Source organism: Magnetococcales bacterium (assembly GCA_015231175.1).
GTDB lineage: Bacteria > Pseudomonadota > Magnetococcia > Magnetococcales > DC0425bin3 > HA3dbin3.
Genome location: JADGBZ010000056.1, coordinates 1 through 24,297, shown reverse-complemented (window position 1 = coordinate 24,297; position 24,297 = coordinate 1). Strand labels below are relative to the sequence as shown.

The following is a 24,297-nucleotide window of genomic DNA, read 5'->3' as shown; positions in this document are numbered from 1 at the left end:
CGGCCACCTTGCGAGTGGCCGTAAGTCTTTGTTTTATTTGGTGGAGCCAGGCGGGATCGAACCGCCGACCTCTTGAATGCCATTCAAGCGCTCTCCCAGCTGAGCTATGGCCCCCCGTTGTGCATCGAAAGGAGTCGGCTTTTTAATCCAACGCGAAGGGGGTGTCAAGGGATTTGATTTTGATTTTTTCAGGGGGGTGATTTATGGGGTGAAAAATGCTAATGAGTTCGTGTCGTTTGCAGGTGGCTCATTTGAACTTTCCGAACAGGAGTCTCCTTTTTTGATTCATCCATCGTTGGCGCAATTTCGCGTTTTGGCCGGACGTGACAAGCTGGTTCCTGTCTATCGGGAAATTTTGGCTGATCTGGATACCCCGGTCTCTGTTTTCCTCAAGGTGGCGGGAAAGGATCCCTACAGCTTCCTTCTTGAGTCGGTTCAGGGCGGGGAAAAATGGGGCCGTTTCAGCATGATCGGAATCCGCCCCCTGGCCATTTTCAAGGCCTTTGGTCAAAGGGTGGAGATCCACCGCCAGGGGCAGGCGTCCCCGCACACCATCCCCTGCCAAGACATCATGCAGGCCCTCAAAGAGTTCATGCTTGGCTTCCAAACCACCGGGCTTGACCTCCCTTTTCCGTTCCAAGGGGGTGCGGTGGGATATTTGGGATATGACGTGGTGCGCTGTTTTGAAAAAATCCCGGATGAAAATCCGGATCGTCTTAGGTTGCCCGATGCGCTGTTCATGGTTCCCGAGACGGTGGTGATTTTTGACAATCTGTCCGGCAAGATGAACGTGGTGGCCAACGTACTCATCACGGACCCCTCTGATCCGGAAACGCTCTATCAACGCGGGGTCGAGCGCATTGCGGCGATTGTATCCACCCTTCGCAAGCCGCTGCCCATACCCGCAACACCTCCCATGACCCACGCACTGCGGGAGGAGGCGTTCGTTTCCGAAGTCACTCGCGAGCAATTCGAATCGTCCGTAGCCCGTGCGAAGGAGTATATCGCTGCCGGGGACATCATGCAGGTGGTGCTCTCCCAGAGGTTGTCAATCCCGTATGCCAGATCTCCCCTCTCCCTCTATCGGGCCTTGCGCACGACCAACCCATCCCCCTACCTCTTTCTGCTCCAGGCGGATGATTTTGCGTTGGTAGGATCCAGCCCGGAGATATTGGTGCGTCAGGAAGGGGATGTGGTGACGGTCCGACCGATTGCGGGAACCCGTCCACGGGGCGCCACCCCCAAGGAAGATCTCGAACTGGAACAGGATCTGTTGGCTGATCCCAAGGAGTTGGCCGAGCATATCATGCTGGTGGATTTGGGACGTAACGACGTGGGGCGCGTCGCCGTAACGGGCAGCGTCAAGGTCACCGAAATCAAGGTCATCGAGCGTTATTCCCACGTCATGCACATTGTCTCCAATGTCGAGGGGCGTCTGCGGCCTGACCTTGACAGTTTTTCCATCATCGCCGCCACCTTTCCGGCTGGCACGGTCAGTGGAGCACCCAAAATCCGCGCCATGGAGATCATAGAGGAGTTGGAACCTTCCCGCCGTGGACCCTATGCGGGGGCGGTTGGTTACCTCACCTCCAGGGGATTCATGGACCTGGCCCTGACCATTCGCACAGCCGTGATCAAGGATTCGACCCTTTTCATCCAGGCTGGCGCCGGCATCGTGGCTGACTCCGACCCGGCCCGCGAATATGAAGAAACCCTCAACAAAGCCCGAGCCATTTTCCGCGCCGTTCATATGGTTCAGACAGATCTGGAGTAGGCGGCCATGGTTCTCATGATCGATAATTTTGACTCCTTTACCTACAACCTGGTCCAATATTTCGGTGAACTTGGACAGGATGTTCGTGTTTTTCGCAACAATGCCATAACGTTGGAGGAGATAACCCTCTTCAACCCGGACCACATCGTTCTCTCTCCAGGCCCCTGTGCCCCGGATCAGGCGGGGATCACTCTGGAGGTCATTCGCCAGTTTGGTGGACGTTTTCCCATTCTGGGGGTTTGTTTGGGGCATCAGGCCATTGGGCAGGCCTTTGGTGGCAAGGTTGTCAGGGCCCCGTATGTCATGCATGGCAAAACGTCGCCGATTCATCACCACGATATAGGCGTTTTTTCCGGCATCCCACGCCCTTTCGATGCCACCCGTTACCACTCTCTGGTGGTGGAAAGGGAGACGTTGCCGGTTTGCCTGAAGGTGACAGCCTGGACTGAAGACGGATTGATCATGGGTTTGAAGCACCAAAGCATGCCTGTAGAGGGCGTCCAGTTTCATCCGGAGTCCATTCTGACACAGCATGGCCACGCCCTGTTGCGCAATTTTCTTCAGCAATCGTAACTATTCGGCACCCTTTCAAGAAAGGCTTGGACATGAAAGCCTTTCTCAGGGCTTCGCCCCGAACCCCACCAGGACTCTGTCCTGGACCTGCCAGGGGGCCTGCCCCCTGGACCCCGATGCGTTGCCGGGTGGTGAATCGTTACCAGCAATCATCTTCACCCTGAACAGGAGTTGTCCTGATGAACATCCAGGGAGCCATTGCCCGGGTTGTATCCAGACGCGATTTGACACAGGAAGAAGCCCGGCAAGTCACGGATCAAATCATGTCCGGTCAAGCCACGGATGCCCAGATTGCCGCTTACCTGGTGGCCATGCGCATGAAAGGGGAGAGTGTCGACGAGATTGCCGGTTCGGTGCAAGCCATGCGGCAAAAGGCCGTCGCCGTACACGCCCCTGGACGTGTCGTGGACACTTGCGGCACGGGTGGCGACGCCTTGGGGACATTCAACATCTCCACAACAGTCTCCTTTGTGGTGGCGGCGTGTGGCGTCACTGTCGCCAAACATGGCAACCGTTCCATTTCTTCAAAAAGTGGCTCTGCTGACCTCCTCAAGGCCCTGGGGGTCCAGATCGAGGCCGACGTACCCGTCGTGGAAAAATGCTTGCGCGAAGTCGGTATAGGATTTTTGTTCGCTCCCCGCCACCATGGCGCCATGCGGCACGCTTTGCGGCCCCGTCAGGAAATCGCCATTCGGACCCTCTTCAATCTGCTGGGCCCCCTGACCAACCCTGCCGGGGCTCCCTATCAACTCATCGGGGTGTTTGACGGCGCACATGTGGAACTCCTTGCGCATGTGTTGGGACTGCTGGGATCACAACGGGCCATGGTGGTGCATGGTCTGGACGGATTGGACGAAATCACCCTTACCGGCCCAACCCAGGTGGCGGAGCTCTCTTCCGACCGGAACGTCAAAAGCTACACCATCACTCCGGAACAGTTTGGCTTGTCCCCCTCCTCCCTGGAGCATCTTCGGGGCGGTGATGCCGAAACCAATGCTGCCATCACCCGCGCCATACTGGATGGGGAACCAGGACCAAAAAGAGACATTGTCGTATTGAATGCAGCTGCCGCTCTTTATGTGGCTGAAAGCGTCAAGAATATTGAGGAAGGCATCCTTGCCGCCCGGCACGCCCTCGATGCGGGGCTGGCCAAAAAAAAATTGGCCCTCCTGGCACAGATCTCCAATGGCTGATCGCCCCCGCAAGGCGGCCTCGCCTCTCCCGTCCCCTCACCTTCCCGGCAAAAGTCCTTGCAAAAAAAATGGCTTACCAGCCTGGATGGAGTCAGCCAGAGCACTGATCAGTTGGGCGTAGATGGGTTTGTCCATTTCCCGAAGCAGCGCAGCGTACTCGCGTAACCATTGGGTTCCCTCTCTGCTGACCGGATCGAGGTCACGCTCGATTTCAAGTCCTTCCCGGTAGTGGTACTCCGCCGCATCGCTCTTGCCCACTTTTTGATAAAACCGGGCAAGACGTACATGGCGGTTGGCAACCCGATGGTGGCGTTTGCCCAATTTGTTCTCTGCAACGGAGAGACTCTTGCGCAGGAAGGCCTCAGCCTCCTGATTTTTTCCCTGTTGTTGCAGAAGATCGGCCAGGGAGTCGATGATGCCGTGCAGACGCATGTGTTCCGGTCCATAAAGGCGTTCCGTGAAAAGAAGTGCCTGGCGCAAATACTTTTCTGCTTCACCCATCTGGCCTTTTTTCAGGTACACCATACCCAGATTCTGTAGCACAGTACCCAGGAGCGGGTAATCCGCGCCACCACGCAGGCGACATGCAAGCAAAGCCCGTTGCAAGCCAGCCTCAGCCAAGTCGGTTTTTCCCAAACCGAGTTGCACCATGGCCAAGGCCTGCAAGGTGGCAGCCACATCAAGATGGGAAGGTTCCAGAAACTCTTCCTGGATGACCAGATCCTTGAGAAGCACAGGCTCGGCCTCGACCAGCCGATTTTGGGCAAAACGCAGGTTGCCAAGATCCAGGAGACTTTGGGTCATATCGGGATCGTTCGGTTCGAGTTGAGCCAAACGGATCGCCATGCTGCGCTGTAGAAGTTGCTCCGCGTGGACAAACTGTTCCTGGAGAGTACGCAATCGTCCCAGATGGGCCAAACTTTTGGCCGTCAGGAGATGAGTTCCCCCCATTTGTTTTTCCCGGATGGCCAAAGAACGTAGCAAAAGGGGGCCTGCTTCATTCAAACGGTCCAGATCAACCCACAACTCACCCAGTGCATCAAGAACATCGGCAAGAAGAATATGGTCCGATGCCAGGTTTTTTTCAGCCAGTTGCAACGCCTCCTCCAGGACGCGACCAGCTTCGGAAAATTTTCCCGCCTGGTGCAAAACCCTTCCCAGCCCCACGAGGTGCGTCGTCCGCTCCTTGATGGCCCAGGGAGGAACCAGGGTCAGCGCTTTACGAAACAGGTTGGCGGCAACGACAAACTCTCGTTGATGACGTTTTCTCTCGCCATCCATGGCGGAAAGATTGGAAAGCAGAAAATTGAAGATATCCCCCGGAGCCTGCGAGTCCAGAGAGGTATAAGCAGCTTCGACCTGTGCCAGGAGAGCCTCGGCACGGTCCATCTCCTCATCACGAACGGCATCCAAAATTTGTTTGATCTTACCGACACCCTCCGGGCCTCGGGGAGGGACGCGCACAAGACGTTGCAAAATCGCCACACGGCGTTTGAGAAGCCTTTGCCCGGTTGATTCCGGCGCCGCAATTTCCGGCAAGGAACCCGGCGAGGCCGATTCCGGCTCCGCCCAGGAGGCGAAGGACCATATCGAGAGAAGGGTGAAAAGCACGCAACCATTCATCACCCGGCAACGCATCGGGATCCAGGGGACTGGCTCCCTGGAAGGTCCAGGAGAGCGTCCTGGCGAGGTTCGGGGCGAAGCCCCGACAAAGGCTTTCATATCCAGGCTTTTCTTGAAAAGGTGTTGAATCGTTACGCATGCTCAAGCTTTTCTTGCAAGGGTGCTGATTCGTTGCAAAAGCACAAAGGTTACTCTTTTCTCCAAGGCATGACCGGCACAGTGGAGATACTGTTTTTCGGCGAGCCATCGATCAATTTATCACTATAGGTCAGATAGATAAGAACATTGCGCTTGCGATCATAGAAGCGGACCACATTCAATTTTTTGAACAGCAGGGAGGTGCTTTTGGAGAAGACCTCCTCCTTGTCGACGGGTTCCTCCTTGAAACTGATCGGACCAACTTGACGACAGGCGATGGAGGCTTCGGAAAGATCCTCGGCAAGCCCCAAACTACCCTTGACCCCCCCCTTCTTGGAACGGCTCAGGTGACAGGTGACACCAGAAATTTTGGGATCATCAAAAGCCTCGATAACAATTCTGTCATCCGCCCCCAGGAGCTTGAATGCGGTATCGACCGAGCCGATCTCCTCACCAACGGAGAAGCCGGGACGCAGGAGCAGGATCCCCAGAAGCAAACCAACCCAAACCTTTCCCATCTTTTTGATCCTCCATGACAATTTGGTTGATACCACTGCATCTACGGCAAAAACGACAACATGCGCCGCCAAACGAATCCGACCGGGCAACATTTGATATCTTCCAAAGCGCCTGGCATGAGTCAACGATCCGGCAAGATGGTGCAAACGATACTCCTTTGGTCGCGGGGACCATCGAACTCGCAAAAAAAGATGTTTTGCCAAGTGGAGAGTCCCAGATGGCCGTCCAGGATGGGGATGGTCTCCGAGGGCCCTACCAGACCCGATTTAAGGTGTGCGTCACCATTGCCATCCTGATGGTCATGCATCCAGATCCCCTTGGGAATCAGTTTGGCCAGGAGATTGATGGCATCTTTTTGCACACTATCATCCCAGTTTTCCTGAATCATGATGCCAGCCGTCGCCCCCTGGGCAAACAGGGCGACCAAACCGTTTCTGACCCCGCTGTTGCGGACGGCAGACTCCACATGTCCTGTAATATCAACCAACTCTTCCCGATTCCGAGTGCGAATATTGATGATGGTTTGCATGCACGCGCCCCCCTGTCGCAAACATATTCTCCCATGCCTGAGCTGGTCCAGCATATTCTATTGAACCGAATATTCAAGCAAAAGCATGCTCGGCTTCACAGGATGGCGTTTTTTTCCTGGGGAAAAAAGTGCATGCCCGATGCGTCAAAATTTTCCATTTCGCCAATTTTTCGTTACCCACAAGTCAGCCATTCGGTGCCCGGCCACAGGAGACAAAGTGACAAACCGGGGTGACCCACAGGATTCATTGTCAACGATATTTCCTCCTCCCATCGGCAGACATGAGGCTTGACTTCATGGTTGGCACATGGATTGCGTCCATGGTCAGCAAGTTCGTGACGCAGGATGCCTCACGTTATGCCAGCCGCTCAGTGACCCATAGGGAATTTGGATCATCGGAATCGTATCAAGGGAATGGAAGGAGAATACATCGTGGGCATCTCCACCATCGCCAACTATCTGAACGGACGCACCCAAAAGTCAGCCAGTAGCCAGAAGAGGGAGCGTCATGATGACTTTTTCGCCAAGGCAACGGCGCGGAGTGCCAAGGAGGGCCCATCCAGACCGGTCCTGGAGCCTTCCCCGGCCCATGATCGCCTGTCCGAGGCCTATCGTGTGACAATCTCCGCCGCAGCTCAAGCCAAAATGAACATGGCCGCTCTGGCTTGATCGACATGGAGCTGGAAAAATAGACGAACTGCAAAAGATGGTTGTCGCCGTGAGGGTGCTGGCTGAGGAGGGCAACCCCAAAGCGCAGCATAACCTTGGCGCCTTGTACATGCAGGGAAGAGGCGTAGAACAGGATTTCAAGGAAGCAGCCAAATGGCTGCTGCTGGCAGCCGAGCAGGGGGATCATCTCTCCCAGCACAACCTGGGTATCCTCAACCTGAGAGGCCTGGGTACCCCCGTGGACCATACGGCTGCTTTCGGGTGGTTTTCCAGGGCGGCTGTTCAAGGAAACCCCCGCTCCCTCTTCAATCTGGGTGGCATGTTGCTGGAGGGGCTGGGAGTCGAGCAAGACCTTGAGCAGGCCTACATGTGGTTCTGCCTGGCAGCCGAAGAGAGTCCTGCGGCAGCCCGCCAGGAAACAGAGACCGTGCGTGATCACGTCGCGGATCTCCTCTCGCCTGAACAAATCGAACGAGCCCACGCAAGCGCCCGCCAATGGCGGTTGCGTCATGATCTGTGATCTGCACCACGGATTGCCGTTTCCGATGAAAATTCCCAACGCCGGAACCCAAGGGGCGATACGTCAGGTTCGTGAAGGCCTCGGTCTGAGCGAACGAGTCGGCGTGAACGACTTTGTGGCGGAAGCCGCACCCCTCGCGGTGGAGTCTCCTCCCCTGAAAACAGACGTGGAACTACGATTTCCGACGAAAGGATGCCAGATCCACCTGGTCCCTCTGTTCTGGTTTTAAATATTTGTCCGCATAGGTTTGGTAGACCCTGCTGCTGAGAAACAGGTCGAACAGGTCGCCATCGATATGCTGATCCCGAACCATGAAAGACATGATATTGAGGGCTTCGGAGAGGGTTTTCGCCTTTTTATAGGGGCGATCCGATGCAGTGAGGGCTTCAAAAATGTCCGCGATGGCCAAAATACGGGCTTGCACGGATTGTTGCTCACGCGACAAGCGTCTGGGATAGCCTTTGCCATTTTGCGTTTCATGGTGCGACCCGGCGTATTCGACAATATTGCTCATGCTTTTGGGGAAAGGAAGCTGAGACAACATGATGATCGAATAAATAACATGTTCATTGATCTTATAGCGTTCCTCTTCATTGAGAGTTCCTCTGGCAATACAAAGATTGTACAATTCCCCATTATTGTATAGATATTCAGGCACCTTGAGACGAATACCCCAGGCATCCGGATCGTAAGACAAGGGCACTTCCTGACGGGAAATGATATGACTCGGTTTGTCTGCGAGCAACGACTCTTGCACCGGCAGGGGTTGCACTGGAAGATCCCTGATTCGATCCATTTCTACATGCGAGAGTCCAAGACGATCATCAAAGGTGCGTTGCCATGTGCGCTTGGCAATGCGTTCGAGACGGGCGATCATCTCCGGTGACATAGGCGCATCCCCCACGTTGCATCCGGCGACAAAGGCGAAGTCGCTTTCCAATTCAGCCATGGCGGCAGCCTTTTCCATGGCAATACGCTGGAGATCTGCGCCTGGCTGGTGACTTTGCACAAGGGCGGCTATTTCATAATCCCGGCGCAACACCTCAAAACGGGTGCGAATTTCGTGGATTCGGTTGTAGAGGGTCTCCAATTTGGTAGCCTTGTCCACAACAAATTCCGGCGTGGTCACCTTGCCGCAATCATGCAGCCAACCTGCCATCCGGAAAGATTTCCACTCCTCAGGTGACATGACAAAGTCAGCGAAAACCCCTGACTCGGCGTTACAGGCCGCCTCGGCCAAAAGTCGCCCCAATTCAGGCACCCGCTCACAATGACCCCCCGTGTAGTGTGACTTGGCGTCGATGGCGCTTGCAACCAGTTTGATCACGGAGTCAAAAAGCTTTTCCAAATCCTGTATGAGGTGGTGGTTGTCCAGGGCAACTCCGGCCTGCGAGGCCATGGCCTCAGCCAACCGAATCAGGTCCAGATGAAAAGGGACCACCTCACCCGTGACAGGATCCATGGAGTTGATCAGTTGCAACACCCCCACTGGTATCCCTTGCCGGGATTTGAGGGCAACGGTCAGCATCGATCGGGTGTGATAACCGGTGGATTCGTCAAATTGACGAACGCCGCTGACATCGAAAGGGGCGCACTCGCCATAGAGATCACTCAGACAGACACTCTCCCCGGTCAAAGCCACATGGACCGAAACATAGTGATGGTTTTCCTGACCAGTCACAGGATCCCGAAAAGGGATGGAGCTCATCGGCAAGGTGTCCTTGCGGGAGCGGATGGCAAAAACAACACTTTCATTTTCACATAGATAAAGTGTCGCGGCATCGGCGTTCGTCAACTCCTTGCCACCCAGGAGGATCATCTCCAGCAGACGGTTGGTGTCAAGTTCCTGTGTCAGGGCCAAACCCAGCTCCACAAGTTTTTCGAGCCTGCTCTGGGAGATGACCAAATCCCGGGTCCGTTCCTTGACCTTCTCTTCCAAAAGATGATTTTGATTTTGCAACTGATCCCGAGCACTCTTCAACGCCAGGTGTGTCTGCACGCGGGCAAGAAGAATAGGCGGACTGATCGGTTTGGTGATGTAATCCACTGCACCCAGAGCCAACCCCCGCTCCTCATCCTCCACCTCACTCCTGGCGGTCAGAAAAATCACTGGAATATTTTTTGTGTCCGGAACGGCCTGCAACTGACGCATCACCTCGAAACCATCCATGCCGGGCATCATGATGTCCAATAGAATCAAGTCCGGTGGCATCTCTGACCGGGCGATTTTGAGACCGCGATCTCCAGAGTTGGCAACCCTGACCTTGTAGACATCCTTGAGAACGCCACTCACCAGGGTTAAATTGTCCGGGGTATCGTCCACCACCAGAATGGATTTTTTGTCGGCAAGGGGATCGGGCAAGATCTATCTCCTTTGGCGTCGATTTGCGGTGTCAGTTGGACATGGACCGGCTGGAAACCGAGTGGAGGCATCTTGAATGTCATCCATTCATTCAATGTGAATTTGCCGAGCCTGGCGGAGCGCTGCCAACGCCCCTTCCATGTCGTAATTTTGGATCAATTTTCCAATCTCCTCAGCGGTTTTGCCGAACAGACCAAGAAGCAAATCGCGGTTTTGTTCAAACAGGTTGGCGGCTTCGGCATCATCTTCACTCAGCAGGGATTCCAAACGGGCTACCAGTGACCTGGACACCGACCAATCGATCACGACCGGGTTCGCTACAGGAACCTGGTCCCTGTCCCGTTTTTCCAAGGCCCATTGCAAAGCCTGCAAAAGTGGTTGCAACTCCATATCCAGAGCCATCAGGAGGGAATCGATCTCCGCCTCATTTTCACCCCCCTTGATGGCACTTTCGATTCGCGACGCCAACTCTTGAACCCGAACCGCACCTATGTTGCCAGACACCCCCTTGAGAGTATGGGCCACGCGCTCTGCATCCTGCTTGTCGTGGCCCGCCAAATGTGTCCTGATAAGGGCCACGACCCCTTGCTGACCCGCCACATACTTGCGCAACAGGCTTTCATAGGTGGCATATTTTCCCAAGACCCGTTTGATGCCTGCCTGCACATCCAGACCGGGTATTCCGGTCAGGCTATCGGATATGGATGATTTTTTCCCTGAAAAGTTCGACGAAACGGTCGCAACGACCACGTCTTGTGTCTGGTTCGGAAAATACCCAGGCTTTCTGCGGGATGGAACCCAACGCAACAGAGCTGCAAACAACTCTTCGGGATGGATGGGCTTGGGAATATGGTCGTTCATGCCTGCTTTCAAGCATTTTTCCCGGTCCACAGCCATGGCGTTCGCGGTCATGGCCAAAATGGGAAGATGACCAAAGCCCGGAAGTTTCCGGATGGCCTGTGTGGCCATCAGACCATCCATGACCGGCATCTGCATATCCATCAGGACGACATCAAACGGTTCCTCCTGGACCATATCGACGGCCACAGATCCGTTTTCGGCAAGACGGGGAACAAGCCCCGCCTCAGTCAACAACTCCATCGCCACCTGCTGGTTCAGGTCGTTATCTTCGACCAACAACACCTTGGCTCCACGAATTCCCTCCAAATGGGCAAGAGGGAAAGGTTCGTGGCGAACCACACTCTCCTCCTTTTCCTTGCCCACTCCCATGGCGCGAATCACCGCATCGAAAAGAACGGAAGGGGTGACTGGCTTGACAAGTATGCTTTCAAAGCCGACATGGTGCGCATCATGGATAATCTCTTCCCGACCATAGGCCGTCACCATGACCAAGTGGGGAATCCGAACCCCTTGCAGCGTCAGGAGACAACGCGCAGTGGCCATCCCATCCATATCCGGCATGTGCCAATCGATGAAGGCCACATCAAACGGCTGGTCCGCCTCTTCGGCGAGCAAAACCATTTGCAATGCATCCTTTCCCGAGGCAGCATCGGTCACCTGGAAGGCCATGCTGCGCAGCATTTCGCTCAAGATTTGCCGGGCTTGAACATTGTCGTCCACCACCAGGATGCGCCGTCCCCGCAAGTCCGGATCGGGCACCATCTGCCGGGAGGCCATCGAACCGGGGCGCAACAAAGCGGTAAACCAAAAAGTGCTCCCCTTGCCAAGTTCGCTCTCAACCCCAGCATCCCCTCCCATGAGTTGAGCCAATCTTCGCGAGATCACCAAACCCAGACCAGTACCACCGTATTTGCGGGTGGTTGAAGTATCAGCCTGCTGAAAAGATTGGAACAATTTGACCTGGTGTTCCGGACTCAAACCAATACCCGTATCCTGCACCTCAAAACGCATCAACAACCGTTGGCCCTGGTCCGCCCATTTGCGGATTCGGACAATAATTTCGCCCCGTTCCGTAAATTTAACGGCATTATTGGCATAGTTGATCAAGATCTGTCCCAGGCGGAGAGGATCCCCTTTAAGGTGGGGAGGAAGATCACTGGCCAAGTCAAAGATCAGCTCCAAACCCTTGGCATGGGCCTTCTCGCCGATCAGACTGGCAACGTTATCGAGGATCTTGTTCAGATCGAAATCAACCTCCTCGACAGTCAGCTTGCCAGCCTCAATTTTGGAAAAATCCAGAATATCATTGATCAGCCCCAAAAGATGCTGACCGGATCGTTGCACTTTTTCGATGTAATCGCGTTGTTTGGGGGTCATGTCCGTCTTCAAGGCCAAATGGGCCATGCCGATGATGGCGTTCATCGGGGTACGGATCTCGTGGCTCATATTGGCCAGAAAGTCGGACTTCATGCGGGTGGCCTCTTCGGCGACATCTTTGGCAACACGCAGTTCCGAAGCAATGTCCTCCAAATCCCTGGTGCGCTCGGCCACCAAAGACTCCAGGTGGGTCTGATAGCTGGCCAGTTCGGCGCGTGCCCTGACGGCATCCTCAGCCAGACTCATGGCGGCGATGCGTTCACGGCGCAACTCATCACCGTGGGCAACGGCTGCGCGTTCCGCCAATTGCGCCTGGAGCTGATTGACGGAAAAGGATCCGATCAACCGGGCAAATTTTGTTAAAAAACCAAGAATAAATGGGAGTTTGTCGGCATTCATCACGGGTGCTTCTTCGGCAGCCGCAACGTAGGCATCCGGGTCAAAACCAAAGCGGATGGCCTGTCGATGGAAAAAGGTCCGATCGGGTGGAACAACATGGAACTGACCGACAAATACATTGGCCACATGGAGTCCATGGATCACGATGGGAGAAGCGCAATCCGTCATGCCGTTTTTGCACTGGTAAATGGTGAACTCCTGGCCCTCCTTCAGATGCAATGCCAATTTGGTGTCACTCTCGATGCAATTGGCACAGGACTCCTCGTTGACACGATGAAAGTGGGTGCAAACACGTTGCCAGTGTGATGAGACCAATACATGACCATCCAGATCGATGATGGCCGAGGCAATGCCGAGGGCTTCACAAAAATCGTCAAAGAGCTTGCCCAGATTTTCCCGTTGCAGCAGTTCGGCGAATACGCGGTGAATGGACTCTGGATCCTGGGCCATGTTGCCCGTAGCGCCGGATATCGCGGTAGCTGCGGCGCCTTCGGTCGCTTCAGGCGCGTCATAGGGTGGGGGACGTTGCGTCTCCTTCGCCAAAGCATTGATTTCGTTTTTAAGTTCGATAATACGTTGCTCGCGCCCCAGGGCCAGCCGATTGAAACGTTCAAGATCCTCAATCTTTTTTCGGTCGGTCACGTCGATAAAGGTACCCACCAACCCACCTGGGGTGCCATCAACACGGTGAAAACCGGAAACAAAATAGAGGGTGTCGTGAACCAGACCATCAGCAAAGGGGATCGGCATCTCCCGTTGTATGGACGCAGCACCGGCAATGACACGCTCATCTTCAGCCTGGTAGGCAAGGCGGTCCACCTCGGGCAAATAGTCCAGATCGAGAACACGTTTGCCGATCAGATCCAACCGGTTGACACGAAAGGTCTCTTCGTAAGCCCGATTGAAACCGAGAAAACGTGAATCGGCCCCCTTGTAAAAAATGGGATAGGGAATCGTATCCACCAAGACCTGCTGAAACGCAAACTGATCGCGCAAGGCCTCTTCGGACTGCTTGCGCTTGGTGATGTCCTGAACGGTTCCCACCATCCGCAATGGGCGCCCATCGTGCCCATGCTCGAAAACAGCCCCACGGTTGATCAGCCAACGGAGTGTACCATCCTTCGCCAGGGCGCGATATTCCAAGATGTACTGATCCGATCTCCCCTCCAGATAGTCGCGGCCTGCCGCCAAAACCCGTTCACGATCATCCGGATGGAGCCTTTGTTTCCAAAACTGGCGTGTGACAGGATGAATCTCTTCCAAGGTATACCCCAGCATTTCCGCCCAACGACCATTGACCACCAAATCCCCATTGGCAAGATTGACATCCCAAAATCCCAAATCTCCGCCCGCCAACGCAAGATTGAGACGGTCCTCCATCTCACGGCGTTCCTTGATATCCCGTTTCAAACGGCGGTTCCAAAAAACAATACCACCCAGGATGAAAAACAGGGCTGTTCCCAAAGAGATCGCCCACAACAAAACGGCGTGCAGGTCTGTTCCCACCTCAGGGCGCACCGCCATCCAGTTCAGATCGGCATGCATCACCTTGTCGTCGGTCCAAGCGGCGAGAGGCCATGTGGAGACAAGCATGGTGACAGAAATAGACAACCTTGACATGTTGACATGCATTCTCATTCACCTGGATCCGACGATGACCACCCCACCCACCCACATCACTTGGCTGGTGCCATAGCCGGATACCCTGCCAGATAACGGCTGCAAATGGTGTGTACGCCCACCAAATGTTCCCTCAGAAGGGGGATGATCTCTGCATGGGTATCCAAACGACAAAGACGCTCCAGACGCTTGTGCAGCAAGGGATCCGGGCCAATGCGGTTCTCTGAGCGGTCATGCAGCAACCGCATACGGCTTTCCACCAGACGGAAAAAACGGTAGGAGGTGATCAAAAAGGTTACATCCTCTGGCGCCAGGAGTTTGGCATCACCAGCCGACAGAAGAGCATTCGAGGTATTGCGCTGATGCATCTGTGGGTGGGTGTTGGCATGGCTCAAAATCAAATATTGAGTCAAAAATTCAATGTCCACAATGCCGCCAAAGCTCAGCTTGATATCCAGACTTCCTGTGGGTGGGCCCTTTTCCTGGGCGACACGGGCCCGCATCGCGCAGATCTCCTGGCCAACGCGCTCTGGATCACGGGGGGAGCGCAAAATTTCCCGAACAGCCTCGTTGAGGCGGTTGGCCAAATCCAGATCACCAGCGACCACACGCACCCTTGTCAGGGCCTGATGCTCCCAGGTCCAGGCATCCTTCTTTTGGTAATGCAAAAAAGAGTCGACCGACGTCACCAACGGGCCGGAGTTGCCGGAAGGACGCAAACGCATGTCCAACTCGTAGAGACGTCCGGAGCGGGTCATGACCGTGATGATGGAGATGATTTTCTGACCAAGTTTGGCAAAAAACGCCCCATTGGCCAAAGGTCGTTCACCATCGGTATACTGGGAATCTCCGCTGCCATCGTGCACAAAAATCAAATCAAGATCAGAAGCATAGCTTAGCTCCCTCCCCCCAAGCTTGCCCAGCGCCAGAATGACAAACTGTGCGCACCGCCTCTCTCCGGTTGGCGTGGTCCAGTATGGCACGCCATGCCGCTTCTCCAACTCCTGCCTTGCCTGGATCAACACCTGGGTCAACACGACATCGGCCAGCGTGGAGAGGGTCGTCAGGGTTTCGGGCAGATCGGCAATGTCCGACAAATCACGAATCCCAATGCGCAACATCTCGGTGTTTTTAAACTCATGCAGCACCCGGATCCGCTCCTCACCATTTTCGGCACGGGCAAGCTGCCCGGCAAGGGCCTGACGCATCCGACTGCTGTCGGAAGGCAACTCCAAAAAATCCCGGGTGATCAGATGATCCATGAGCTCCGGATGGTGATGCAAAAACCGGGAAAGAAATGGAGAAGCACCCAACAATGGAACCAACAAGTGCAACACCAGCGGATTTTCCACCATGAGAGCGAGATAGTTGGCCCGGGTTCCTATGCGCAAAAGAAAGGCTTCGGTATTCTCCAGGGCCATATCCTGATCCGGGGCACGCAGTATTTCACCCAACAGGAGCGGCGCCAAACGCCTGTACCATTTCAAGATGGCCTCCGGCAGCGTCTTGCCGGGTTGGCCCTCCTGAAGAATATACAGAAGTTGCCGGGCCCGTTCCGGATGGGTAAAACCGGCCTGACGCAGGGTTTCGACTCCTTTTTCGGAGTTGAGGTTGCATGACAGCAAGGTGGTCACCAGGGGATCACTCTTCTCCTGGCGGACCCGTTCGCCCTCCAGGAACAACCCCCGATACGCCTCGTGGACACGGTGCGTGACCTGTTCGACCCGCGCCAGCAACGAGGCGGCATCGGCAAACCCTGCCCGAATAGCCACCCCGCGCATGGCCACGGGATCTTCCGGCAGGGAGTGGGTTTGTTGTTCGCGTTCGATCTGCAACCGATGTTCCAGGGTCCGCAAAAACTCATACGCCTCCCCAAGAGCCTGGACCGTATCGGAGTCAACGTGTCCCAGGACGCCAAGGGTCTGCAAGGTGGGCATGGTTTCCCGCAGCCGCAACCGGGCATCACCACCTCCCCGGATCAATTGGTGGGATTGCACGAAAAACTCTATCTCCCGAATGCCGCCATATCCCAACTTGAGGTTGCGGCGGTAGTCGTCCAATTGATGAATCTTGCGGTCGATGCGGTGCTTCATCTCCCGAATGGCGTCCAGGGCAGCGTAATCAAGGTATTTGCGAAATACAAATGGTTGCAATCTTTGCAAAAACGCTTCACCCAATGCCAGATCCCCGGCAACGGGCCTGGCTTTGATCATGGCGGCCCGTTCCCAGGTCTGGCCCCAGGATTCATAATAAATCTCCGCTGACCGGCAGGAGAGGGCAAGGTCGCCGCTCTCACCCTCGGGTCGCAACCTGAGATCAAGGCGAAACACCATGCCATCGGCGGTAGGCTGGGAGAGAAGTTTGATCAAATCCCGCCCCAGGCGGACGTGGTAACCCTTGATGGAAGTGGGCCGAGGTCCAGTCGTTTTGCCATCGTCATGGTCGTAGAGATAGATCAGATCGATGTCCGAGGAGAAATTGAGTTCACGCGCCCCCAATTTGCCCATGCCCAGTATGGTAAAACGGCTTGGGTGGGGATCCTCACCAGGCCTCTCGATCATGGGTTGACCCAACTGACTGGATAGGGAACGATGCAACCAACGATATCCCCCTTCCAGACACGCCTCGGCGATGGCCGTCAGGGCCTGTGTCGTCGTTGACAGAGTGATGTCACCAGCCAGGTCCAACAGGCCGATACGCAAAAATTCCCGGTGTTTCCATTGGCGCAAGACTTGCGCAGCCGTCGCAAAATCTTGCGCAACCAGGGTATCTACACAAACCTGTTGCCGCAAAAGGGCAGGGTCAGGCATGGCCATGTCGGCCATGATTTCCCGAAGAAAATGTGGCCAACGATGGATGATGTTGGCCAGGAAGGGAGAGTTCCCCAAAGCCAAAAGCAAACGTCGACGCCAGGCAGGATCGGTCAAGGCTTCCCGGAGGTCCGTCATCAGGGTTGCATTCTGACCATGTTCCACCGTCAACCGGGCCAGACGCGCCAAGGCTCCTTCAGGATCGGCACTCTCTCCAGCCAACCGGATCACCGCTTCAAGATCCGTATCGTTCAACCCTGGATTGGTCCAGCCCAGGCCGTTCATGTGCAGCATTGTATCACCTTAACTCCCCGGACACGCCCGATGCGACAAACCCATGAACTGTGCCTCCCAAATGGCATACAATGGGCAGTTGCCACCATTCGGCACCCTTTCAAGAAAGGCCCGAACACGAAAGCCTTCGTCAGGGTTTCGCTTGCCTGGGCTTCGCCCCAAACCCCATCAGAACTCTGTCCCGGACCTGCCGGGGAGCCAGACTCATGGATCCCGGTTCGATGCCGGGTGCCAAATAGTTACGAGCAGTGAAACATCAGGTGTCACCCGAAAAAAGACGATGGCATCCCAACCCGATACCCCAACTTCACCCACACCGCACCAGGCCTCCACCCGGCAAGGGAAGATCCATCCTTTCTGGCGTTTTTTGCAATCGGTCGAGTGGGCCTACCGGTTGGTGACCTATGGTACCTTGCTGGCGATTGCGGGTACAGGCTTCTTTGTGTCTCAGTATGGTATTGAAATAACAAGTCAATCTCCTTACGTCAACACAATCCTGACCCGTTTGACGGGTTGGCGTTGGCTTACGGGATCGATGGGTGTCGTCACGCAAGGGCTTGAAATGCGTCTCTGGGCCAAGGATCTCACCTTGACCCGAGGCGCTGCGGAGGCCGGTTTTTTTCGTAGCGAATTTGCCACGTGCATCGTCACCCCATTGGCCTGGATGCACCGGGAACCCCTGATCCAGGAAGTTCGCCTGCAAGACCTGGTCGTCCGTATACCCCGGCAGGAGATGGCCCCCACGCCCCGGGGCAACCAGGCAGGAAATCCGGAAAAAAACCTCGATCCCCAAAAGATACTGGAAGAGTTATCCCTGGTGATGGGGATATTTCACGCCCCGTTTCCTGTCAGCCGGATGATCTTCAACAATGTCTCGGTCCGCATGGGAGGTACGTCCACCCTGCCGGAAACCGAAATCCTGCAAGTTCAGGATTGGGTGATGTATCTGGGACAAGACAAGGATCGCACGGCCATCGAATTGAAGGCCGCAGGCCGCATCGTCTGGAATAACCGCTTGGCGGTCATCGATATCAGCGGCATGCCTGACCCCCAGGGAGTTTGGCAACTCCGTTCCCGAATTCATGGCGCAGGGCTCACCCTGTTGTTGCCCCTGTTTCCGGAGTTGGTCAAGTGGGAGCCACACGATATATGGGGAAACGCCCATATCGATACCCGGTTTGAACCTGGCCGTGGCCTGGACATGGATGGGTCAGCGCTCATCCATCATGCACGCGGCCAGATTCCCCTGCATATCCGTGGACAATTCCAGGAAAATGGCCGCTGGTTCCTGAATGCAGGGGTTTCCGGTCTGCGTCCCGGTGATTTTCGGCAACCTCTGACCGAATTTCTTCCCTTGGGAGAGTTGACCACCCCGTTGAGCCTGAAACTGGAATCCAACGGCAGCAACCAGACGCCGACCTCGGTGGATTGGCGTCTGGTTTCCGGGTCGGGAACGCTGACCTGGAAGCCCCTGTTCCGCTGGCCCTTCCCGGTGACCCGGTTTTTGGCGCATGGAACCCTGAATGAAGACAAGTTGGGACGTTGGAACCTTGTCGTCAAGCGTTTTGATCTGCGCAATACCCAGGGGCAGGCTGCGGGAGAGTTCTCCCTGTCGGGTCTGGGTGGTAAAAAAGATCCCGTACTGGATCTGCGGGCTGAAGCATCCGGTGTCCCAACTGAGCAGGCAAACTTTTTCTACCCCGTCACCATCATGCCGCCTGACCTTGTCGCCTGGTTGGACAACTCCCTGAAAAAAGGTCGGGTCGACCGGGCAAAAGCCCGCATTTTTGGACCCGTCAGCCAGATACCCTTTCCGGAAGAGAAGACAGCACGGAAGAACGGTTGGATTTTTCGCATCGAAGGAGATGTCTCCGGCGCCGATGTGCAATTCTATCCGGGACTGCCCCCCGTATCCGGAGTGTCAACCCACCTGGTGTTTGATCGTCTTTCCATGCTTGCCGTGGTTTCTGATGGCTCTCTGGCTCGTTCAAGCCGGGTTCATGGCCAGGTTGGCATTCCTGACATGCTGCATCAGCCCACGGTGATCATCGATGCATCTGCCCAGGCCAACCTTGACTCGGTCTGGCAGGATTTGATTGCACACCCCCTACTGCGCTGGGATGAGGAGCTGGGGCTTGTCGGCATGACATTGGATGCCGATGGTCCGGCCAGGTTGAAGGTATCCCTCCCCCTGGATCACCCCCAACATACCCAATTTTCCGGAGAGGTGGAGTTGACCGAAGCCTGGGTCAAGCTCCCTTTCCTGGACTCTCCCATCCAACACCTTTCAGGACAATTGAAGATCGATTCCCGACAATTGAAACTGGCCGCCCGTTCGGCGGAGATGTACGCCATACCCTTCCAGGGCACGCTGGAAGTGAGCGACTATAAGGACACGATCCTGGCCAACCTCCTGCTCGATGTTACGGGACGTATCCCGGCAAAGCAGGTGCAGAGGTCACTGCAGCCCCTGCTTGTTTCGGAAGGAACGCATACTCTACCCGACACCCCTTTCCAACTGTCGCTCTCCCACTTGCCAGAAGACAAGCGTTTCCATTTCGATGTACGTCTGGATGCCCATGCCTGGTCCGTTGTCGGCAAGCCCGGGTGGGTCAAAAAGGAGACGGATTCCGGCTCCATCAGCAGTACCGGCTACCTCCAACCGGAGCAACAAAATCTGGTGGTGCAACATCTTGTTGGCCAATTGGGCAACCTGAATTTTGCGGGGGCAGGCGCGCTTGACCTGCACTCCCTTGCCGGTCACCTGGTCATGAATCACATGCATTTGGGAGAAACAGCCGGCAACATGCGATTGGTCCGCAACGCCACGGCCAAGGTCGGCCATCCGGAGTGGAAAGTTGAAATGGCCTGGGATGTCATGGATATCCGTCCCCTCCTGAAACTCATGGAGTTTCCCGCCACGCCTCCCGGGGAGGAGAAGTCGACCCAACCTGCACAACCCTGGCCTCACCTCCACATCTCCGGGTTCGCCCGTCGCGCCATTCTGGCACACGGCGAGTCGGCGCGAGACATGGAGGTCGGTTTCCGGCTCGCTCCGGAGGGTTATACTTTCGATCGCCTCCTTTTCAACCAGGACGGCGCCAGGCAGCAACTGGAAGTGGGAGAATTTCATTGGCAACGGACACCAGGCCCGGATGCCTATTCCGGACGATTTCGCATCACAAGTGACAATCTCGGCAGCCTGCTGAAAGGGCTGGATCGCGGCATAGGCATGCAGGAGGGACAAGCCGTTTTTAATTTGGAACTCGCGGGCAACTCACCCTCTGCAAGCCACTCCCTGTTACGGCACCTCTCCGGAAAAGGTGAGATCCATGCACAAAAAGGTGTCGTCCATCGTTTGAGTTTTTTGGCCAGTCTGTTGGGTCTGTTCTCTATTCCGGATTTGCCCAACCTCCTGATCGGTGATCGGCCCGATCTGGCTGGAAAAGGGTTCTATTACGAAAAAATGCAGGGCCATTTTACCATTGAAAACGGGTTATGGCATTCGGATCAGTGGTCTTTGGTAGGGCCTTCGATGAAAATTGTGGCCTCCGGGGATGTCAACCTTGTCTCCCGGGAGTTGGATTTGCAGGTAGGCATTCAACCCCTCCAGACCATCGATCGCATCATCAATCGTGTTCCCATTCTGGGCAAGCTGATCTCAGGCAGCCACGAGGCAATCATCGAAACACAATTTCAGGTCACCGGCCCCTGGTCGGATCCGGCAACCCGTATCAAACCCTTGGGAAGCCTCGCCCCGGGAATTTTGCGTGACATCATTGACTTCCCTGGTAAATTGTTGAAAATGTCCCAACCGGTGGCGCTTCCCGCAGCGCAGGAGGAACAACCCCCGAAGCCTGAAAACACCCTGGAAAAACCGGCTGCTGTGCAAGATGAACCACTCATGAAAACCTCCCCCACCGAGCTGGCTGCCCCGGCCAGGGGTCCATCCGTTGCCATGGAGCCTCCTCCGATCAACAACCCAGTTGGCGCAAAAAGAGCAACCAGGTTAAAACACGCCGACCGGAAAAACGCACCCGCCAAGCCAAAAAAACCTGTCCGGACCAAACGTGCCGAGGCAAACACAAAACCTGCCGGTCAGACCGTCCGGACCAAACGTGCCGAGGCAAACACAAAACCTGCCGGTCGGATTGACCTGGCGACAACCCTCCCCCAACGTTGACAGAAGGAGTGGAAAAGAGATGATCAAACTGGGCGTCAACGTGGACCATGTTGCCACCCTGCGCCAGGCCCGGGGAACCCGTTTTCCGGACCCCGTGGTGTTGGCGGCCCTGGCCGAACAGGCCGGAGCGAACAGCATTACGGTCCATCTGCGGGAGGATCGCCGCCACATCCAGGAACGGGATGTCAAACTGTTGCTCCAGACCATCCAGACCCGCATGAATCTGGAAATGGCCGCCACGGGAGAGATGGTGTCGCTCGCCTGCCAGTTCAAGCCGGCGGATTGCTGCCTCGTGCCGGAAAAACGCTCGGAGTTGACGACCGAGGGGGGATTGAATGTCAAAGGCCATATGGACCATTTGATTCGTGTCGTCGAGCGACTCAGCAAAACAGACATGCGCGTCTCCCTGTTCATCGATCCGGAGCTGGAACAGATCGAGGCAGCCCGTGCGGTCGGCGCTCCCGTGGTGGAGTTGCACACCGGGCGCTATGCCGAGTCGGCAACGCCGGGGATGCGCCGCAAGGAGTTGGATAAAATCAGGCTTGCCACCCAGCAAGCGCGGGAGAAAGGGTTGGTGGTCCATGCCGGTCACGGCCTCAACTACCACAACGTCCAGGATATCGCCGCCATTCCGGGTATTGAGGAGCTGAACATCGGCCATGCCATCGTGGCCCGGGCCCTCTCGACAGGCATGGATCAGGCCATTCGGGACATGTTGCATACCATGCATCTGGGTTATCAGGCCCGGCCATCGGGTGTTGCCGGATGATCATCGGCATCGGCGCCGACCTGGTGGATATTCAACGCATCCGCAAGATCGTGGATCGCTTTGGGGATCGATTTCTTAAACGCATCTACTCCCCGAAAGAGCTGGCCTTCTGCCAAAAACGGCACGATCCCTCACCCTGTCTGGCTAAACGGTTCGCAGCCAAGGAGGCCTTCGTCAAGGCCCTGGGGACCGGATGCCGCGATGGCATCTGGTTCGGCGACGTGGAGCTGTTGAACGATGCTGCTGGCCGCCCTTATCTGGTCATCAACGGCCAGGCAGCGCTGCACCTGACCCGCCTCGGCGTGACCTCCACCCACGTAAGCATCAGCGATGAAGGCGGCTTTGCCTTGGCCTTTGTCGTTATGGAAGGATCGTAATTCAGCCCCATGTCACTTCCCGAACTTTTGGCCCAATATGGTTATCTGGCCCTCTTCATCGGCGCCCTTCTCGAAGGTGAGACCATTCTTATCCTGGCGGGTTTTGCGGCCTTCGAGGGATATCTCTCCTTTCCCCTGGTGGTGTTGACGGCATTTTGTGGGGGTACGCTCGGGGATCAGATCTATTTTTACCTGGGGCGGTATCACGGCGCTCCCCTCCTCGCCCGGTTTCCGCATCTGGCAGCGCGCGTCCAACCGGTCAATCGGCTGATCGTGCGCTACAACACCGCCCTGATCATAGGGGTGCGTTTCATGTATGGTTTGCGCATCGCCGGCCCCATCATCATCGGCATGAGCGATGTCTCGGCGTGGCGTTTTTTGGTGTTCAATGTGATCGGCGCCACCATTTGGGCCGTGGTGATCGCCGGGGTCGGCTACCTGTTTGGCCCGACGCTCCACACCCTGCTCGGCGAGATCGTCCAGTATGAAGAAAAAGCCTTTCTCGCCCTCATCGGCGTTGCCGTCCTGTTCGGTCTGGTGCGATGGTTTGTCAGGCGAAGACGATCTCCATAACCCCACCATCAAAACATTTGAGCGGTTTCACCTGATCGGCCTTGCGGCCTTGCGCCGCAACGATCAGCACGCAGTACCTTTCTCTGCACATGGACGGAAAAATCTTCAAAGCTCACGCCTAAAGCGTCGCAAGGCCGTCACTCCGAAGACAGCCAGATGCATCGGGGTCCATGTGGCCAACCCTTTGGACCCCAATGCGTCGCTGGATGCTGAACAGTTGCTTCAGATCAATGCAACCATTGCACTGTTTGATTGACTTTATGCAATGCTTGCGTTATTCTTCCAAAATGTGGGGGAGGATTCGGGATGGGCACGATCAAGCAAATCTGCGGGTTCAAGATCAAAATCTACGAAGGGAATCACCCACCCCCGCATGTGCATATCAGGGCTCCCAGCTTCGATTGTCTGGTCGATTTGGATACCCTCCGCACCCTGGCGCGGGGTGAAAAAAGTTGTGACGCCCAGGCAGCAGTCAATTGGATTTCCGACAATCAGACTGAACTGCTGAAAATATGGGAGCGTATCAATGGATGACAACAACGACGTTTTCGAACTTCACCACCTGAGACTTACCAGAGTTGCCCCATTCAGCGTCACCGCCATTGAGGCTGAATGGGAAGATGGCTACTCCGCCGTGGTTGACCTTTCCAACTTGATGGAAAACAGATACTTTACCGCTCTTCGCGACCCTGAGATCCTCGCGAAAGCTCGCATAGAGGACTGGGGTGGCGCCATCACATGGCCCGGGGCCGGTGAATGGGGCGCCGATAATTTGCGTATGCTGGCCCATACCCAGACCTTCGTAACCTGGTTGCAGCGCCACAAAATGACGAACAAATCCGCTGCCGAAGCCCTGGGAGTCAGCACGCGATCCATTGCCTACTACAAAAGCGGTGAGCGCCCCATCCCCAAACACATCCGGCTGGCCTGTAGAGCCATCGACATGGGGTTGGTCGCCTGATGGCTGCTGTTCCAACTTGGCAACTATTCGACGCTTTTCCAGGAAAATCCCTGGCATGTTTCCAACGATCCTCGGAGCTGATCGATCATTTCGTGCAGATTTCACTACACTTAAGAATTTTGCAACCATTCACCACCCTTGCAAGAAAAGCCTGGACAGGAAAGCCTTTGTCA

Annotated in this window: 17 protein-coding genes and 1 tRNA gene; 11 read left to right on the top strand and 7 right to left on the bottom strand. The window is 55.7% G+C overall.

Annotation, left to right across the window (positions count from 1 at the left end):
- Positions 1-38: 38 nt before the first annotated feature.
- Positions 39-114 (bottom strand) — tRNA-Ala (locus HQL63_11565).
- On the opposite strand from HQL63_11565, the gene trpE reads away from it, so the two are divergent.
- From trpE to trpD, 3 genes are all read left to right on the top strand, one after another.
- Positions 107-1,774: an anthranilate synthase component I gene (gene trpE / locus HQL63_11560; protein ID MBF0177466.1), complete on the top strand. Its 1,668-nt coding sequence runs from the start codon at positions 107-109 to the stop codon at positions 1,772-1,774. The two genes, HQL63_11565 and trpE, sit on opposite strands and share 8 nt — an antisense overlap.
- A gap of 6 nt (positions 1,775-1,780) precedes the next feature.
- Positions 1,781-2,347 carry an aminodeoxychorismate/anthranilate synthase component II gene (locus HQL63_11555; protein ID MBF0177465.1) on the top strand — a complete coding sequence of 189 codons (567 nt, stop codon included), beginning with the start codon at positions 1,781-1,783 and terminating at the stop codon, positions 2,345-2,347.
- Positions 2,348-2,526: 179 nt separating this feature from the next.
- Positions 2,527-3,540, top strand: a complete 1,014-nt coding sequence (gene trpD, locus HQL63_11550) for an anthranilate phosphoribosyltransferase (protein ID MBF0177464.1) — start codon at positions 2,527-2,529, stop codon at positions 3,538-3,540.
- A 36-nt stretch (positions 3,541-3,576) separates the two neighbouring features.
- Here trpD and HQL63_11545 read toward each other — a convergent pair whose 3' ends face one another.
- The 3 genes from HQL63_11545 to HQL63_11535 form a co-directional block, all read right to left on the bottom strand.
- Positions 3,577-5,262 carry a tetratricopeptide repeat protein gene (locus tag HQL63_11545; GenBank protein MBF0177463.1) on the bottom strand — a complete coding sequence of 562 codons (1,686 nt, stop codon included), beginning with the start codon at positions 5,260-5,262 and terminating at the stop codon, positions 3,577-3,579.
- Between the two features lie 89 nt (positions 5,263-5,351).
- On the bottom strand, positions 5,352-5,819 hold the full coding sequence (locus HQL63_11540) for a CreA family protein (protein MBF0177462.1): 468 nt from the start codon (positions 5,817-5,819) through the stop codon (positions 5,352-5,354).
- A 122-nt stretch (positions 5,820-5,941) separates the two neighbouring features.
- Entirely contained in the window at positions 5,942-6,349 is a 408-nt protein-coding gene (locus HQL63_11535) for a YjbQ family protein (GenBank protein MBF0177461.1), read from the bottom strand.
- 414 nt (positions 6,350-6,763) lie between these two features.
- Between HQL63_11535 and HQL63_11530 the strand changes: the two genes are divergently transcribed.
- Both HQL63_11530 and HQL63_11525 read left to right on the top strand, forming a co-directional pair.
- Positions 6,764-7,018, top strand: coding sequence for a hypothetical protein (locus HQL63_11530; GenBank protein ID MBF0177460.1), 255 nt, complete (start codon positions 6,764-6,766; stop codon positions 7,016-7,018).
- 37 nt (positions 7,019-7,055) lie between these two features.
- The gene (locus HQL63_11525; GenBank protein MBF0177459.1) at positions 7,056-7,538 is read left to right on the top strand and encodes a sel1 repeat family protein; all 483 of its coding nucleotides are present in this window, start codon (positions 7,056-7,058) and stop codon (positions 7,536-7,538) included.
- Between the two features lie 172 nt (positions 7,539-7,710).
- On the opposite strand, the gene HQL63_11520 is transcribed toward HQL63_11525, so the two are convergent.
- From HQL63_11520 to glnE, 3 genes are all read right to left on the bottom strand, one after another.
- Positions 7,711-9,900, bottom strand: coding sequence for a response regulator (locus HQL63_11520; GenBank protein ID MBF0177458.1), 2,190 nt, complete (start codon positions 9,898-9,900; stop codon positions 7,711-7,713).
- An 87-nt stretch (positions 9,901-9,987) separates the two neighbouring features.
- Positions 9,988-14,175, bottom strand: coding sequence for a response regulator (locus HQL63_11515; GenBank protein MBF0177457.1), 4,188 nt, complete (start codon positions 14,173-14,175; stop codon positions 9,988-9,990).
- Positions 14,176-14,213: 38 nt separating this feature from the next.
- The gene (gene glnE / locus HQL63_11510) at positions 14,214-17,261 is read right to left on the bottom strand and encodes a bifunctional [glutamate--ammonia ligase]-adenylyl-L-tyrosine phosphorylase/[glutamate--ammonia-ligase] adenylyltransferase (protein MBF0177456.1); all 3,048 of its coding nucleotides are present in this window, start codon (positions 17,259-17,261) and stop codon (positions 14,214-14,216) included.
- A gap of 280 nt (positions 17,262-17,541) precedes the next feature.
- Here glnE and HQL63_11505 point away from each other — a divergent pair, with 280 nt between their 5' ends.
- The 6 genes from HQL63_11505 (at position 17,542) to HQL63_11480 (ending at position 24,124) form a co-directional block, all read left to right on the top strand.
- On the top strand, positions 17,542-21,444 hold the full coding sequence (locus tag HQL63_11505) for an AsmA-like C-terminal domain-containing protein (GenBank protein ID MBF0177455.1): 3,903 nt from the start codon (positions 17,542-17,544) through the stop codon (positions 21,442-21,444).
- 19 nt (positions 21,445-21,463) lie between these two features.
- The gene (gene pdxJ / locus HQL63_11500) at positions 21,464-22,213 is read left to right on the top strand and encodes a pyridoxine 5'-phosphate synthase (protein MBF0177454.1); all 750 of its coding nucleotides are present in this window, start codon (positions 21,464-21,466) and stop codon (positions 22,211-22,213) included.
- On the top strand, positions 22,210-22,590 hold the full coding sequence (locus HQL63_11495; GenBank protein MBF0177453.1) for a holo-ACP synthase: 381 nt from the start codon (positions 22,210-22,212) through the stop codon (positions 22,588-22,590). Before pdxJ ends, HQL63_11495 begins: the two co-directional genes overlap by 4 nt.
- 9 nt (positions 22,591-22,599) lie before the next feature.
- Positions 22,600-23,163 carry a DedA family protein gene (locus tag HQL63_11490; protein MBF0177452.1) on the top strand — a complete coding sequence of 188 codons (564 nt, stop codon included), beginning with the start codon at positions 22,600-22,602 and terminating at the stop codon, positions 23,161-23,163.
- A gap of 306 nt (positions 23,164-23,469) precedes the next feature.
- Positions 23,470-23,697, top strand: a complete 228-nt coding sequence (locus HQL63_11485) for a DUF4160 domain-containing protein (GenBank protein MBF0177451.1) — start codon at positions 23,470-23,472, stop codon at positions 23,695-23,697.
- Positions 23,690-24,124: a DUF2442 domain-containing protein gene (locus HQL63_11480; GenBank protein ID MBF0177450.1), complete on the top strand. Its 435-nt coding sequence runs from the start codon at positions 23,690-23,692 to the stop codon at positions 24,122-24,124. The genes HQL63_11485 and HQL63_11480 overlap by 8 nt, the downstream gene beginning before the upstream one ends.
- Positions 24,125-24,297: the final 173 nt, after the last annotated feature.

Bases quoted from the DNA above. Each gene is read 5' to 3' on its own strand.
- trpE (MBF0177466.1), top strand. From the start codon at position 107: ATGGCCCCCCGTTGTGCATCGAAAGGAGTCGGCTTTTTAATCCAACGC.
- HQL63_11555 (MBF0177465.1), top strand. From the start codon at position 1,781: ATGGTTCTCATGATCGATAATTTTGACTCCTTTACCTACAACCTGGTC.
- trpD (MBF0177464.1), top strand. From the start codon at position 2,527: ATGAACATCCAGGGAGCCATTGCCCGGGTTGTATCCAGACGCGATTTG.
- HQL63_11545 (MBF0177463.1), bottom strand. From the start codon at position 5,262: ATGAAAGCCTTTGTCGGGGCTTCGCCCCGAACCTCGCCAGGACGCTCT.
- HQL63_11540 (MBF0177462.1), bottom strand. From the start codon at position 5,819: ATGGGAAAGGTTTGGGTTGGTTTGCTTCTGGGGATCCTGCTCCTGCGT.
- HQL63_11535 (MBF0177461.1), bottom strand. From the start codon at position 6,349: ATGCAAACCATCATCAATATTCGCACTCGGAATCGGGAAGAGTTGGTT.
- HQL63_11530 (MBF0177460.1), top strand. From the start codon at position 6,764: ATGGAAGGAGAATACATCGTGGGCATCTCCACCATCGCCAACTATCTG.
- HQL63_11525 (MBF0177459.1), top strand. From the start codon at position 7,056: ATGGTTGTCGCCGTGAGGGTGCTGGCTGAGGAGGGCAACCCCAAAGCG.
- HQL63_11515 (MBF0177457.1), bottom strand. From the start codon at position 14,175: ATGAGAATGCATGTCAACATGTCAAGGTTGTCTATTTCTGTCACCATG.
- glnE (MBF0177456.1), bottom strand. From the start codon at position 17,261: ATGCTGCACATGAACGGCCTGGGCTGGACCAATCCAGGGTTGAACGAT.
- HQL63_11505 (MBF0177455.1), top strand. From the start codon at position 17,542: ATGGCATCCCAACCCGATACCCCAACTTCACCCACACCGCACCAGGCC.
- pdxJ (MBF0177454.1), top strand. From the start codon at position 21,464: ATGATCAAACTGGGCGTCAACGTGGACCATGTTGCCACCCTGCGCCAG.
- HQL63_11495 (MBF0177453.1), top strand. From the start codon at position 22,210: ATGATCATCGGCATCGGCGCCGACCTGGTGGATATTCAACGCATCCGC.
- HQL63_11490 (MBF0177452.1), top strand. From the start codon at position 22,600: ATGTCACTTCCCGAACTTTTGGCCCAATATGGTTATCTGGCCCTCTTC.
- HQL63_11485 (MBF0177451.1), top strand. From the start codon at position 23,470: ATGGGCACGATCAAGCAAATCTGCGGGTTCAAGATCAAAATCTACGAA.
- HQL63_11480 (MBF0177450.1), top strand. From the start codon at position 23,690: ATGGATGACAACAACGACGTTTTCGAACTTCACCACCTGAGACTTACC.